Origin of the sequence: Paenibacillus sp. OV219 (genome assembly GCF_900110075.1) — a bacterium.
In the GTDB taxonomy this organism is placed as follows: domain Bacteria; phylum Bacillota; class Bacilli; order Paenibacillales; family Paenibacillaceae; genus Paenibacillus_Z.
Genome location: NZ_FOCJ01000001.1, coordinates 472539 through 486727, shown reverse-complemented (window position 1 = coordinate 486727; position 14189 = coordinate 472539). Strand labels below are relative to the sequence as shown.

The following is a 14189-nucleotide window of genomic DNA, read 5'->3' as shown; positions in this document are numbered from 1 at the left end:
ATGATTAGACCTATGAGGAGCTTAAACCTATGGTAACCATCTACGATATCGCAGCTCAAGCGAATGTGTCGGCTATGACCGTTTCTAGAGTTATCAATAACACTGGCAAGATTAGCGATAAAACGCGCACCAAAGTAAAAAAAGTGATGGACGAGCTTGGCTATGTGCCCAACCAGATGGCGCGCAGCCTCGTCCTTCAGCAGACGCGTATTCTGTTTCTGCTTATTACAGACATTATGAACCCTTTCTATACTACACTTGCCCGCGGAGCCGAGGATGCTGCGCGCAAGAACGGCTACCGGCTGCTGTTCGGCAATAGCGATGAGAGCGTGGAGAAGGAAGGCGAATACATCAACACGATTCTGACAACTCGGGTTGACGGTGCGCTGCTTGCGCCTGCCGGTGATCCGTCGCATCCTCACCTGGAACAACTGCGCAAGCATGATGTGCCATTCGTGTTGCTCGATCGCGAAGTGCCGGGCGTCGCTTGCGACATCGTGCTCGGCGACAGCCGTGATGGCGCTCGCCGATTGGTTGAACATTTGGTGGAGCAGGGTCACCGGCGCATCGCGCTCGTGAACGGCTCGGCGTCAATCAGCAGCGCTCGCCTGCGGCTTGCGGGCTTTCAGGAAGCGATGAAGCTGAACGATCTCTCGTTCGATGAACGTTATGTGCATGAGACCAGCTTTGGGCCTGAGCTGGACGTGGATGCGATGGAGCAGTGGATTGCTTCAATGGACCCGCTTCCTACCGCAATTATGGCAGGCAATAATGTGCTTGCCGTTGTCATTATCAAGCTGCTGCGCGCCCGGTCCTTACGCATTCCCGAAGATATTTCTATTGTTTGCTTCGATGACTTCGGACTCTACTCGGAGATGGACCCATTCATAACTGTAGCGGCGCAGCAGGCTTACCAGTTCGGATACTTGGGAATGCAGCTGCTTATTGATCGCATTGGGGAGCGGGAAGGACCGGAGAAGACGGTTTGGAAAAAAGTTGTGCTGCCTCCCGAGCTGATTGTTAGGCGGTCCGTGAAACGGCTTGACGAAAGCGAGCGATAGCTAGAGCAAGCAAAAAACACCGCAGTCGCCAGCGCCTAAGATAGCGCGTGTGCTGCGGTGTTTTTATTGTAGTCGTTATTCGGTTACGACGTTAACAACCTTACATATGCCGACATCATCGAGCATCACTTTGCCCCGGTCGCTCGTGAAATAGAACGTGACACGAGTAAGCTCGCTCGGATCAAAATCAGCATTCTGCTTCTGGAACTGCGCGAACGGCAGGCTGAACGTTTGAAATACCGCTTCAGAGGGCACTTTATACTTGCCGTTCTTTATCGTTTTTTCCGTCCATGCGAAGCGGGTAAACGTCGTGTATGGCAATGGCATAACCGCTTTGAATTGTGCGAGCGGCAGCAAGGCAACTGCGCCGTTCTTGCTCTGCAGCTCGACATCAATGACTGGAAGCGGGGCAGCTGTGCCGCTGTTGTCCGCAGGCAGATCCTGCGCCAGATTCGTCATGGCGAATGTCAGCTGCTTCGCTTCGCTTGCATTCTGCTGCAGCTTCGCAGTCAGCGAGTCGGGCAGCTGCAGTGTGTAGCTGCCGTCTCCCTGCTTCCATTGCAGCACAGCGCCGCGCGTGCCTTTGTCCTTACCGTCACGGTCTTTGGCCGAGTCTTCGGTCCAAATTATCTTCTCGGCGCTTGCTGTCACACCACTGTTCTCTGTCGTCTTGTCATAATCCTCTTCACTGCGGGCAAGCGGTATGAAGCTGCCGTCCTCGTAGCGGTTCATATACGTCGCTTGCGGCAGCCACGCGGCGCCTCTCCGATAATCGGTGAAGAGCGGCGTATACTCCTTCTTCCCAAGCAACGCATCTTCAAGGAAGGCGGACACGTATACTTTTGCCACTTCGCGTTGGTAATCGGCATCCATCATGCCCGCTCTGCGGAGCAGCAAGCCGCCTGGCAAGCTGTCATCCATCGTACCCCACTCGGTATTGAACCGGCTGTGGTTCGCTTCACCAATATAGAGTGTGGACTTAAAGCGGTCCGAGCCAGAAGAGAATGAGGAACGGATATACTGTCGCTCGCCGTTGAACGTATCGACATCTCCGTCGCTGGCGCCTTGCAAGGATAAGTAATACGTGTCCTTCAGCTGTGCCTGCTGCTTGTCAACGGTGTTATCAGTTGGTGCGATCGCGATTACTGCTTGAATCGATACGTTATTGCTGCTCAAGCTAGCCAATGATTTGTCATCAGCGAACCAACGTGACCGATCGGCCGCCATCGCAACGGCCTGACCGCCTCGAGAATGACCGATCAGCGCGATTTTCTTCAGATCAACCGCGTGGTAGAACGGTGTTCCCGCCTGTTCTTTGAACTCGGCGATTTGCTGCAAATGCTTGAGCAGCATCCATGCCCGCACCTTCATATCGTTGTTAGGGATATTACCCCAGTACGAATAGTTCAAGAAATTCTCATCGACCGAAACGGCGATGAACCCTCGGCTTGCCAGCAGCTCGCCGAGATACGCATAGCCTTCGTCGGAGAATTGTTCCATCAAGTGATTGCCGTGTACCATCAGCACGAGCGGGAATTCCCCCTCGCCTTGCGGCATCCAGACACGACCGTTCACCGGCAGGGCGCTCTCGTCAAAGCCCCAGAACAAGGAGCGCAGCCACTTCCAACGTGAAATATAAGCAGAAGCGTCGACAGGCTTTGAGATGAGTTCCGCATCTTCGCCGTATTCATCACGGCGCGAATCGTCACCGCTGCCGTACGTGAAGCTCTTCACTCGGTACAATCCAGGCTCCGCAGGATCATCGGCAAGAAGCGCCTGAACCTGCTGCTCGTCCACCGACTGGACGTCTGCAGAAGCCGCAACCGCAGCCGTTTCATTAATCGGCCAATAGCGGAAGCTGATTATGCTTGCGGCAACAGATGCAATAAGCGCAAGCTTGATCGCCATGTGCACGCGGCGGTGCAGCAGCAGGCTGATCACGAGCCCTCCAATAAGGCCAATTGCCGTAATGCTAGCGGCTAATATGAGTGACAGCGGATCACCAAGATCCGTCTGATCGCATTCATACCAGACCACGCAGCCTGTAAACAAGCTGGCTCCCGCAGTTAGACGCGGAATCGGTATATAGAGTAAAGCAAGAATATAAGCAATAACGAGCGAAGCCGCCCCCATTAAGATGGTGCAGAACAGGACCGCAACCACACAATCGAACAGGATGCCGAAGCCTGTAGGCATGCCAAGCGCTGCGATAATTAGTATCGTGTTGCAGATCAGCCATACGCCGGCAATGGCCGCCTTCCATACAGCGGTATCAAACTGGGGAGCCGCTTTACCCCGGTCAAAGAGCCAATTCGCCATTCTCTTCCACATACTGCCGCGCGCGGGCGGCGCAGGTATCGACGGTATGAGTTCAAGTTCCATATCGGGCTCCTAGTCTATCAGAATAGTAAAATGACGCTATTATTCGATTATACGATGGTTGAAAGGCGTAACCAACAGCTATTTGTTGTTATGGGAGGTAAAGTTAACGGTGATCGACCATATTTCGCTCCGGCTGCCAAGCCGAATCGGCGGTCCCCACGTGCCGAACCCGGAAGAGACGAATGCGTGCAAGCGCTCTGCTATATGCTTGTATCCATAATCGAGCTCGAAGATGCGGCGCGTCACGAGATGGTTCGGTGCCATTTGGCCCTTGTGCGTATGCCCGTGAAGCGACAGATCGACGCCACCATCGGCGATTTCACGAATTGCGCTAGGTTGATGATCCATCAGAATGATCGGCAGCTTCGTGTCTAGGTCCGCGACTAATGCAGCTACATTCTTGCGAGCATGATCTGTCTTATCCTTGCGCCCGATTAGATGGAAGCTGTCGCCAATGAGGACATGGTCATCGAGCATCACAGGGATGCCGACCTCTTTCATCGCCTGGACATACGTATCGATACCGCCGCCATAATATTCGTGGTTGCCGAGCACCGCGTATGTGCCGTACTTAGACTTGATCTGTGCGAGCTGTTTGGCGTAATGATTGCGAATGAACGGTTCAACTGCATCGTCAAGCACATCGCCAGGAAGTAGAACAAGGTCAGGCTTCAAAGCATTAACTCCGTCCACGAGCCGCTGCAGATGCTTGCGACCGACAGTCATGCCAAGATGAAGGTCGGAAGCAACTGCAAGCCGCAGCTGTTTCAAGCTGCCAGCGGACTTCGGAATCGTCACTTCATACTCGCGAACAACGGGGCTCCATGCGTTGCGCGACCCTCGCGCCATAATGAGTACAAGTGCAGCAATAACCGCCCAGCCTGACGCTACTATCGAATCCTGTCTTGTCATCGAAGCAGCGCGCATCCCCCATGCAGCCAAATCCGCCACCGGCAGCAGAAGCACACTGTACTGCATAAGAGCGATCCAATAAGAACCGATCCATTTCAACAGCGTTGTCACCGGTTTCGGCAGAAATTTGCGGAGCAGCATCGCGAACAAATATGAGAGTGAAACGAGAGCAAACACAGGCCAGAAGACCGCGCCAGGCACCTGCCCGCCACTCACGGTAATAAACAAGTCCAAATGCCAACCGATATAAACCTGCAAACCCGTATAAATCGTCAAAATAATAATCAATCGAGTAGCCATACATCCTCCTTGATATCTGTGAGCTATCTTTTCTATCAGTATACCGATTTCATAGGCAAAATGCGATTTTGCTAGATTCACTCCAGCAAATGTTCCGTCTGATTACGGCGAAATGAGCCAAAGAGTGTACTTCAGGGATCTACATTGGGGGAGCCAGGCGAGTTGTGAGAATGTAGCTGATCTTGTGGACCACTTGAGCGGAATTCCGACGGAAGGCGTTAGATTCTATTAGTGCTTCACAAAAGAAAGTGCCCTTGAGGAAGTCTCGAAGACTTCTATCTTGGGCACTAGATTTATATAGTGTTCACGGCAACGAATGATAAACAGTACCCGTATACTTCGTAATGGCATCATCATAATCTGGATACTCATACCCTAGAGCTTCCGATACTTTTTTTGAATATTTTCTAAATAACTCATAACAAGTGAATAAAGACTGCCACATTTCCTTATACCCATTCTCCGAATAGGTTGACAGCAGCTGTTCCCAATCTTCACCAGGGAGATACCGATTAATAAATTTATAGTTCTTCCCTACGCTGAAGGTATATCCATGCTCTATTCCGATGGACCAAGCCATCATTCGCAATAAGTTAGGTCTTGCAATACCATGTAAATGATCAATCGCAAACAGAATTTCCTTTCTCGCTAACCCTTTTACGACATATGTTGAAACCATCCAAAATTCATTGCAGCAATCATCGAATTCTCTTGCACTCGGCTTCGTAATCCAATGCTGACGATCCGTTGCGATTATTTCCCTCTTGATCAGAGTATCCTTGTCAAGCAGTAGCTCAACCAAACCGTCGCTCCCTGCAAAATACTCCTCCGCTTCAAGAAGCGGAATGAGGGTCAGGTCTACTTTGGTTCCATCCTCAAACAGCATTAAATAGGAGAACCAATTGCCTAATTCGTTCGGAAAAAGCTCCATATCCTCGGGTTTCTGCATCATGATACGTTTCCCGAAAACGGAAAGCCACTGGTCTTTCTCTCTGAAGGAATCCATATCGGTGACAAAGTAAGAAATATCATAATCTTGGAATGTGTCGGGAGCAATCGCCTTGTTTGTGCGCGAACCTTCCAATGTTACCAACCGAATTCGGTCATCATGAATCGCAAAATCTAGAAGGAGCTTCATCATTTCTTGTTCACTTCTCATCCAGAAACCCTCCGACTCAAACGAAGTTACAATAAGCCATGCCTGTTCGTAATCGGCATGGCTTACTTGTCAAATGCTCACAGACATTAGATCAGTTTTGACTTTTGAAGAAGTCGCTCCACAATCATAGCAACCTCTGCCCTTGTCATATTGTTCTTCGGTGCTAGCTCTGTGCTGCTTTCTCCCGATACAACCCCAGCTTGCACACAATTAGCTATGCTGCTTCTTGCCCATATGGATGCATCTGCCGCATCTGCATACGGTTGAAGTACCACGTCGGACGATTGAACGGAAAGCTCTGCTTTCAAGTTAGTGATCGTCATTGCTTTGTCAATGATCACCATCGCTTGTTCACGAGTGATTTTGTCATTCGGGCGGAATGTTCCATCTTCAAAACCATTGATTAAGTGATAAGCATAAGCTGCCTTAATGGCACTGCTGTACCAATCTGACTCTAACACATCTGAGAAGCCACTCGCTCCGTTCTCCAGCTTTAAACCTAATCCGCGAACAATGATAGCCGCGAACTCCGCGCGGGTTATAGCTTGATTTGGATTGAACAAGCCATTGTCGAACCCGCTAATGACCATCCTCGATCCCATATCGTTAGCCGCATTCTTCGCCCAATGATTTGCTACATCACTGAACTCAATCGGGTGCCACACGACGGTGTAAGTACTGTTGGTTATACTGTTGATTATAGCGTAGTACTTTCCTTCGATATGAACGACTTTCGTCGGCACATGGCGAACCGTTCCGTCAGGATCCACCACAATACCTGTCGTAATCTTGTTCGGGTCTACACCATCAGGTATGGCAATCGTCCGTTCCACATAAGCGTTGAACTTGGAAATTTCAAATGTCGTATCCTCGTATATACCTCTGACGGTAAAGTTAACCGGAGATACGACAAGTGTAAATGTTCCTTGCTCTGCTGCACTTTCAACCACTTTCACCGTATCCGCTGTCGATGTAGCAATTTCGATCTGAATCTTAATGTCTTGCAAGGCAGCCGACTTTCCAATTTGGTTAGAAATGGCGTCTATGTTGATTTGCTGTGCAGGGAGCGTATACGTTGCTTGATCCGTTTTGATTACTACTACCGCCTGCTTGTTCTCCATATTTTTAACCATTTGACCGTTCAGTTCACCAACAACGACAGCAGAATTCGTACTTACTGGAATCGTAACTACTGCTCCTTGACCTTCTGCTATGAGCTTCTCTTCCAGCTTCTTTTGGTCGACAGCTACTGTAGTTACGGTTTGACCATTCACTGTGGTTGCAGTGGCCTTCCCCATGTTCTCCACCTTGCCATTGACTAATACAATAACGTCTGTAGACTCTGGCATAGCCGGCTCTGTTGGAGTGATGTTTCCGCTATCAGCGCCATTGCTATTGTTGGACGGCGTGACCGGCACAACGGAATTTGAAGCGATGGACGCCACACTCTTGCCCACACCATTAATCGCCTTCACCGTAAAGGTGTAGCCCCTTCCATTGGTCAATCAATCCTGTGAATATAATCGGACTTGCGGATCCGGACACCTTAATATCTCCTGGCCAAGCTGTCACTTCATACTCTGTAATGGCACTTCCACCATTGTCTGTTGGTGCAGTAAAGGTAATCGTTGCTCGCCCGTTCCCAGCGACTGCTGACACATTCGTCGGTGCAGCTGGAACGGTTGCGGTCACCGTATCGCTGATCGTTACCGTCAGCGTCGGATCGATTCCTGCACTCATATCGATGGTAAACACATGCGCCCCTGTCCCCAGCAAAATTTCGCCAATTAGTTCCAAAGTCCCTATTCAATAATTTATTAAACAACCTGATATCGAGAAAATATAATCTACTATTTAAAAAGTCTACATCAATCGTTGACACTGAAAATGGCAAAGTGTTCACACCTTCCCTTCCTGGAAAATAAAAAGATGGCTCCCTATAAAGACAGGAGCCATCCTCTTTGCTGAACGATATGAGCTTACATTTTCATTCACGTTGAGAGTCGTCACTCATTATTGTTTCCGATACTCCCTCGGCGGCAGCAGGAACCGCTTCTTGAACGCCCGCTCAAAGTGCGGCAGCGTATTAAAGCCGGAAGCGAAGCAGATCTCCGTAATCGGCAACTGAGTCGTCTTGATCAGCGACCGCGCGAATTGCAACCGCACTTCCTGCAGATAGCTTTGGAACGTAGAGCCTGTCCCTTTGCGGAAGCATTCGCTGAAGTAGTTGGCAGACAGGCCGCAATAGGTTGCGACTTCCTCGAGCGACAGCGGCTCACGGAAGTGATGCTGAATATAGATCAGCCCTTTGCGCACAGCCGATTGCAGCGCCTGATACGGCTCTCCATCACTACCCTGCTGCTGATCGGCAGCTCGACACTTGCGGAATAGATCTATGAGCAGCCGTTCAACAGTGCCTTGAATGAGAATTTCGCTCTCCGGCTGCCAGGTGATCGACTCTTCCCAGATCCGTTCGTATTCCTGCTCAAGCTCAGCGATCTGCTCCTCCACATACCAGTGCGTGTACGCCGTCCGATGATCGAACAGCAGCTCCGGCAACGGCTCGCGTATGAAATGATCATTAAATATAAAATCGTACAGCTGCAGTGTCTCGCCCGGGTCCGGCTCCAAGCTGTGGAAATCCGCCGGTGACAGCAAAAAAGCGGCGCCCCGCGTCAAGCGCAAGGGCACCCCGTTCAACATATGAGTACCCGAACCGGAAACCACAAAGGCCATTTCAAAAAACTCATGCCAATGTGTATCGATAAGCCCGTCAATTGAATGCTTGAACAAGCGGAAAGGAGCGGACAAGGTCATATATCGGTCATTCGTCAATCGTTCCGGTCCTTTATAGACGCTCATCACAAGTTCCCCTCCACGCTCTCAATTCGCTCAAATTGTTCTTATTATACGTTAACGAAATTGCTTCCCGCGATGTCTTTGCCGCGAGCCAGCCAAATTTTGTGGCCACTGTTCTTCTCCGGAATCACGCTTGCCTCTGTGGAGAAGTAGCGCATCGTGTAGCCGCAGCGACGCATCTCGCTTGTGTTCGCCGTAGCACCGTGAATAATGCGCGAGTCATGAATCGAGCATTCGCCCGGCTCAAGCTCGAAGTAGACCGCTTCGGCATCGTTAATATTTTTAATTTGGATGGTGAAAATATCGTCATCCGTATCGACATCTTCGTAGTCGGAGAAGCCGTTACTATGCGTGCCTGGAATAACGCGCATGCAGCCATTTTCTTTGGTGCTGCGGTCAATCGCAAGCCATACTGTAGCGATCTTGTCGTAGCTAGTCAAACGGCCTTTCCAATACGCGGAATCTTCATGCCATGGCGTCGGCTTGCCGATCAGCGGCTCTTTGCAGATGAAATGGGACGACCATAGACCGATGTTCGGCCCGATAATCGGCTCAACAAGATCAAGCACTTCGTCGCTCATCAGAAACTTCAAGAGTCGCTCGTCGCGGAAATGCGGTGTATCCAGCTCGCTGTTCAAGCGACGTCCAAGCACACTCCATTGTTCCTCGAAAATATTTGTAAGTTCCGCCTGTTTCTCAGTGCTGAACAGTTGATTCTTAAATAAGGTGTAGCCGTTCTTCTCGTAGAATTCAAGCTCAGCTTGCGACAATTTACCGTTTGCAATATTAGACAATGTAGAGGACCTCCTCAAGATAATCGCTTTCGTTTCTTTATGGTTTCATTATCCCCGCTTCCCTACCCTCTGCGCTTCTCTTCTTTACCGAAAAAATATGCATATCTTCGGAACGGAAGAAAAGCCGCAGCCTCCACCGGCTGCGGCTCCACATAAACCATTCCATTAATGATAGAAAGCCGCTCCAACCTCGACGCCGCAAGGGCCGCCATCCGGATTGCTTTCCAATTCGATTTTTGACCCGTCCGCTCTGTACAGTGGGTTGTAATGTTGACTGATCTTCGTAGCAGATGAATTGGCATAATGGCAAATGAACGCGCGGCGGAATTGATCCTTCGTCTTATTCCGATACGAGCCGTGAATGAGGTTGCCGTTGAAGAAGAGCACATCGCCCTTATCCATATTAACCGGCATGACAACGCCATCCTTAGGCGGTTTCACATAATGAGTCGTGAATGATTCCTTCGCATCCGCCTTATCCGGGCACGAAATCTCATGTGTATTCGACTTCGGAACAACGAGTAAACCGCCATTGTCTTCATAAGCAGCATCAATCGCCGTCCAAGCCGCGATACAGTTGCCCGGCTCAACCATTAAATAGAAGTTATCCTGGTGCAGCGCCTGGCCTCTGGAGCCCGGCGGCTTGTAATAGAACATGCTCTGAGCGGCGTACGCTTCTTCGCCATACAGATCGGCAAGAACTTCCAGGACAGGGTTATGCAGCATATATTTCATCGCCGTTTCATTGAAGCGGTGCGGATGCATAACACGCGGGTAACGCTGCAGCGGGTCTGATCCGTCCCCTTCCAGGTTCGGCTCGAAATAGCCAGGAATCGTCTCAGTGCTTATTTTATCGAAAGTCTCCACAATTTCAGTTACATCGCTATTCGAGAACAGCCCTTTTACAATCAAGTAGCCATCTGTGTCGAACTGTTTCTTCTGTTCCTCTGTCAGCACACGCAGCGCTTGTGTCATTCGTCTTCCCCCTAATGATGATAAATATGCTCATTGCTTATAGATTTATTGTATGGTTAAGACTACTTATGCAAAAGTAACAATTATGCTGATTACTACAACAATCCTGCTATAATGAGCCTAAATGCCATGATGCTGGGAGAGTGGATTTCAGGTGAACGCGAAGCGCGATGAGCTGTTCTCATATATTAAGGAGCAAGGTGGCAACACCGTCATTGCTGATCATTTCAACCAGCCAGATAGCTATGGTATCCGGCGGCCGCAAGGCATGAGCGACTGGCTGATTGCGTACACGCTCAGCGGCGAAGGATATTTCATCATTGATGGTGTGCAGCGATTATGCCAGACCGGGGATGTTGTGCTGATGCAGCCAGGCGTTCCGCATCAATATGGGACGCGGAAAGGGAGCCAGTGGCATTTCATATGGGCACACTTCTCTTCGCGCATTATGGAGACGAATCTACTGCCAAACGAGAAGCTGCTCATTCATGCGATCGACAGCGACTCCGTGCGTAAACGTATCTACCGGGCGTTTCGCAGCCTCGTCTCCGATTCCATAGAACGCGGCATGTATTGGAACGAGCTGTGCGAGAACACGATGCGGCATATTATTCTGCTGCTCGCAAGAAGAATGAGCAAGCAGCTTGATCCGCGCATTGAAGAGATTCAGCATATGCTCGCCACACGCATGCAGGAGCCTGTCCGCATTGACGAGCTGGCAAAGGCTGTCGGCTTGTCTCCGTCTCGGCTCTCTCACCTGTTCAAAGAATCCACCGGCAGCTCAATTGTCGATACGCTGAACGACATGCGCATCCGCCAAGCGGCTCTGCTTCTCGAGCATACGGATCGTCACCCAACGGAAGTCGCACTCGATGTCGGGTTCCAGAACTATAATCATTTTGCTAACCAATTCCGCAAGCGGCATCAGGTCAGCCCACGTGTGTATAAGAAGGGACCGCGCACATAATAAGCAAAATAAACAAAGCGCCACCAAAGGTAGCGCCTCTATACTGCTATTGTTTTGTTATTGCTATTTCGTCCAATCCAGCACGACGCCTGTATACGTCTGCGGCTCATAGAGCAGGCCGTCGTACGCTTCCTTGATCTGACTTGGGTTCACGTAATGGGAGATTTGCGGCTCTAGTGCCAGCTTGCCTTGGCGAATCCAATCAAACACCAGCTCCTGCTTGCTGTAGAGTGACACTGCAGTCGACACTTCAGAGTAAACTGGCAAGAACCATTCCAGCCCGCCGCGCATCGTAATCCAGCGCAGATGAACGTCGGACAGCAGCTCGGTCAAGTTGCCCTCAACCGGAACGCGCGGACTGCCGAGCAGCACGAGCTGACCAAGACTCGCCGTTGCTTGAAGCGCTTGCATAACAACGCTGCTGTGGCCGACAGCATCGACCGTAATATGCGCAAGCTTGCCGCCTGTTAAGGCGCGGATCTGCTCTTGCACTTCTTCATTGCTGCCGCCGATAGTAATGTCCAATCCGCACGCCTTCGCGAGCTGGCGGCGCTGCTCATTCGGCTCGACGCCGATTACTTTACAGCCCAGATTCCGGAACATTTGCGCAGCTAGATTGCCCACCATGCCAAGGCCAAACACGGCAACCCAAGCATTATGCGGAATGTCGCTCAAAATAATCGAGGTCGCCGCAACGCCAGCCATCCGTGAGGATGCCGCAATCGCCGGGTTAATATCCGAAGGAACCTCAATAATAAGCTGCTGCTGGCTGACGATAATCGTCGAAGCATGTGGACCAAATGTGTAGACGCGCTGCCCAGCCTTCACTCGCTTCACGTTGTCTCCAACCTTGCGAACAATACCTACGTTAGCGTAGCCGGATTTCCACGGATAAGAGTGCCAATGGCCTGGCTCGAATACTTTCACGTCCTTTGCCGTATAATTGGCGAGCTCGGTGCCTGCGCTGATGAACGTATACTCCGTGTCAATCAGCACTTCTTCCGGTCCAACCTCATCCTTCAAACTCAAATTTTGCAGCTCAACCTCATTTTGTCCCGTTACGACGACTTGCTTAATGTCCATCCCCGATCAGCTCCTGCTCCCCGAATTAGATGCTCAGCTTCCGTCTATCCGTAGACTACTTCCACATCATCGAGCGATTTCCTGTTATTTCCTTGAAGTCTTTGTTGGTGACAAGACATTCGAAACCTATCCCATTAGCAGCATACAAAAAAGCCGGACCATCCAAGGTCCGGCTTCACCTTTTACTAAAGGTGGTTTTATTATGCTGCTGCCGCTTCCGTACGTGTACGAGCGGTTTTCTTGCCGACGAGCAGTGTGAACGGAATCGCCGCAACTGCGATGTAGGTCGCTACGAGGAACACGTCGTTCACGCTCATCGTGAAGGAGAACAGCGGAATGAGCTTCGCGCTTTCCTTGCCTTCTTGTGTCAGCTCCGCCACATGCGTGATCGTGTGCGATGCCAGCAGCGATGTGAAGAGCGCAATCGCGAACGAGCCGCCCACGTTACGCACCCAGTTCGTAACCGAAGACGCATCGCCGATCATCGTCGGCTGAATCTCTTCCATACCCGCCGTGCTTGTCGCCGCAGCAGCGAACGATACGCCAAGGTTGCGAATGGACATCCACAGGATGATGTAGAGATGTGTGCTTTCATTATGCATATGCGTCAGCTCATAGCTGCCGTAGATAATTAGGACAAGACCAGCAATCGTCATTATGCGTGGTCCAAGAATCGGGTACAACTTCCCTGCCATTGGCATAGCGAGCGCCATAATGAGCGAAGCCGGCAACAAGATCAGCCCCGTGTCCATCGGCGTTTCGTGCTGAACATTTTGTAAGAACAGTGGAATGAGCAGTGTACCGGAATAGAGGCTGATTGTGATGATGGTATTCGCTAAGAGCGTAATGGAGAAGCGGTAGTTACCGAATACGCGCAAGTTCAGCAGTGGCTGCTTCGCCATCAGCTCGCGGATAATGAACAACACAAGCATTGCAGCGCCAAGAGCGAACAAGCTGATAACACGCGCGGAGTCCCAGCCCCATGTACGGCCTTGGCTCAGTCCGACAAGCAGTGACGCGCTACTAAGTACAACTGTAATGAGTCCCCAAACGTCCAGCTTCTTCGCCGAACCGATACGGTAGCTTGGAATCATCATAACTATAAAGATAATCGCAATAATGCCGATTGGTACATTGATAAAGAACAACCATCTCCAACTGAACTGTTGGATGAGCCAGCCGCTAAGCGTAGGGCCGAATGCTGGCGCAAGCATCGCCGATAAGCCCCAGATGCTGACTGCGAAAGGCTGGCGCTCCTTCGGAATAACCTGGAAAATAATCGTCATCGTCGCCGGAACGACCAGACCTGTAAAGAGGCCTTGCAGAATGCGGAAGACGATCAGCGATTCAATGCTCCATGCGAAGCCGCACAGTACTGAGAAAGCAACAAAGCCGACCATCGCATACAGGTAAACGTTCTTGTAGCCAAACCGATTGCCCAGGTAGCCGGTCAGCGGTGCAATTGTACCAAGCGAGAGCATGAATCCGGTCAGCGTCCACTGAACCGTGCTTAGCGAAGAATGAAAATCTTGCATGAAGATCGTCAAAGCCACGTTAATGGTACTGATCCCGAGTATGCTAAGAAAAGCGCCAAAGAAAATAGCGATCATGATCGGCCAGAATCGAACGTTCGGAGCGGCCGTTGTTGTTGTACTCATTAGATTATCTACTCCTATCCTATTTGCCCACTTGGGCTC

Annotated in this window: 12 protein-coding genes; 2 read left to right on the top strand and 10 right to left on the bottom strand. The window is 50.6% G+C overall.

The features are described from left to right. Positions 1 to 29: 29 nt before the first annotated feature. Positions 30 to 1061 carry a LacI family DNA-binding transcriptional regulator gene (locus BMY11_RS01970; protein ID WP_090572786.1) on the top strand — a complete coding sequence of 344 codons (1032 nt, stop codon included), beginning with the start codon at positions 30 to 32 and terminating at the stop codon, positions 1059 to 1061. Positions 1062 to 1136: 75 nt separating this feature from the next. Here BMY11_RS01970 and BMY11_RS01965 read toward each other — a convergent pair whose 3' ends face one another. The 8 genes from BMY11_RS01965 to BMY11_RS01935 all read right to left on the bottom strand — a co-directional run bounded on the left by BMY11_RS01965 (position 1137) and on the right by BMY11_RS01935 (position 10442). Then, a complete protein-coding gene (locus BMY11_RS01965; protein ID WP_090572785.1) occupies positions 1137 to 3443 on the bottom strand; it encodes an alpha/beta hydrolase in 2307 nt (768 codons plus the stop codon). 78 nt (positions 3444 to 3521) lie between these two features. Continuing rightward, entirely contained in the window at positions 3522 to 4655 is a 1134-nt protein-coding gene (locus BMY11_RS01960; protein WP_090572784.1) for a metallophosphoesterase, read from the bottom strand. A 304-nt stretch (positions 4656 to 4959) separates the two neighbouring features. Further along, positions 4960 to 5814, bottom strand: a complete 855-nt coding sequence (ant(6), locus tag BMY11_RS01955) for an aminoglycoside 6-adenylyltransferase (protein WP_090572783.1) — start codon at positions 5812 to 5814, stop codon at positions 4960 to 4962. A gap of 86 nt (positions 5815 to 5900) precedes the next feature. Continuing rightward, positions 5901 to 7289, bottom strand: a complete 1389-nt coding sequence (locus BMY11_RS01950; RefSeq protein WP_256217262.1) for an S-layer homology domain-containing protein — start codon at positions 7287 to 7289, stop codon at positions 5901 to 5903. Further along, the gene (locus BMY11_RS29160; protein WP_256217261.1) at positions 7276 to 7569 is read right to left on the bottom strand and encodes a hypothetical protein; all 294 of its coding nucleotides are present in this window, start codon (positions 7567 to 7569) and stop codon (positions 7276 to 7278) included. Before BMY11_RS29160 ends, BMY11_RS01950 begins: the two co-directional genes overlap by 14 nt. 258 nt (positions 7570 to 7827) lie before the next feature. Further along, positions 7828 to 8676 carry a helix-turn-helix domain-containing protein gene (locus BMY11_RS01945; protein WP_090572782.1) on the bottom strand — a complete coding sequence of 283 codons (849 nt, stop codon included), beginning with the start codon at positions 8674 to 8676 and terminating at the stop codon, positions 7828 to 7830. 44 nt (positions 8677 to 8720) lie between these two features. After that, positions 8721 to 9467: a phytanoyl-CoA dioxygenase family protein gene (locus BMY11_RS01940; RefSeq protein ID WP_256217260.1), complete on the bottom strand. Its 747-nt coding sequence runs from the start codon at positions 9465 to 9467 to the stop codon at positions 8721 to 8723. 165 nt (positions 9468 to 9632) lie between these two features. Then, complete coding sequence (locus tag BMY11_RS01935; protein WP_090572781.1) at positions 9633 to 10442, bottom strand: phytanoyl-CoA dioxygenase family protein; 810 nt, start codon at positions 10440 to 10442, stop codon at positions 9633 to 9635. Between the two features lie 154 nt (positions 10443 to 10596). Here BMY11_RS01935 and BMY11_RS01930 point away from each other — a divergent pair, with 154 nt between their 5' ends. Beyond that, positions 10597 to 11409 (top strand): helix-turn-helix domain-containing protein, encoded by an 813-nt coding sequence (locus BMY11_RS01930; protein ID WP_256217259.1) that lies wholly within the window; start codon positions 10597 to 10599, stop codon positions 11407 to 11409. Positions 11410 to 11472: 63 nt separating this feature from the next. On the opposite strand, the gene BMY11_RS01925 is transcribed toward BMY11_RS01930, so the two are convergent. Both BMY11_RS01925 and BMY11_RS01920 read right to left on the bottom strand, forming a co-directional pair. Next, positions 11473 to 12492: a zinc-dependent alcohol dehydrogenase gene (locus tag BMY11_RS01925; protein ID WP_090572780.1), complete on the bottom strand. Its 1020-nt coding sequence runs from the start codon at positions 12490 to 12492 to the stop codon at positions 11473 to 11475. Between the two features lie 200 nt (positions 12493 to 12692). Next, on the bottom strand, positions 12693 to 14150 hold the full coding sequence (locus tag BMY11_RS01920; protein ID WP_090572779.1) for a DHA2 family efflux MFS transporter permease subunit: 1458 nt from the start codon (positions 14148 to 14150) through the stop codon (positions 12693 to 12695). Positions 14151 to 14189: the final 39 nt, after the last annotated feature.

Excerpts from the sequence above, each read along its gene's own strand:
- BMY11_RS01970 (WP_090572786.1), top strand. The coding sequence starts at position 30 with ATGGTAACCATCTACGATATCGCAGCTCAAGCGAATGTGTCGGCTATG.
- BMY11_RS01965 (WP_090572785.1), bottom strand. The coding sequence starts at position 3,443 with ATGGAACTTGAACTCATACCGTCGATACCTGCGCCGCCCGCGCGCGGC.
- BMY11_RS01960 (WP_090572784.1), bottom strand. The coding sequence starts at position 4,655 with ATGGCTACTCGATTGATTATTATTTTGACGATTTATACGGGTTTGCAG.
- BMY11_RS01945 (WP_090572782.1), bottom strand. The coding sequence starts at position 8,676 with ATGAGCGTCTATAAAGGACCGGAACGATTGACGAATGACCGATATATG.
- BMY11_RS01935 (WP_090572781.1), bottom strand. The coding sequence starts at position 10,442 with ATGACACAAGCGCTGCGTGTGCTGACAGAGGAACAGAAGAAACAGTTC.
- BMY11_RS01925 (WP_090572780.1), bottom strand. The coding sequence starts at position 12,492 with ATGGACATTAAGCAAGTCGTCGTAACGGGACAAAATGAGGTTGAGCTG.
- BMY11_RS01920 (WP_090572779.1), bottom strand. The coding sequence starts at position 14,150 with ATGAGTACAACAACAACGGCCGCTCCGAACGTTCGATTCTGGCCGATC.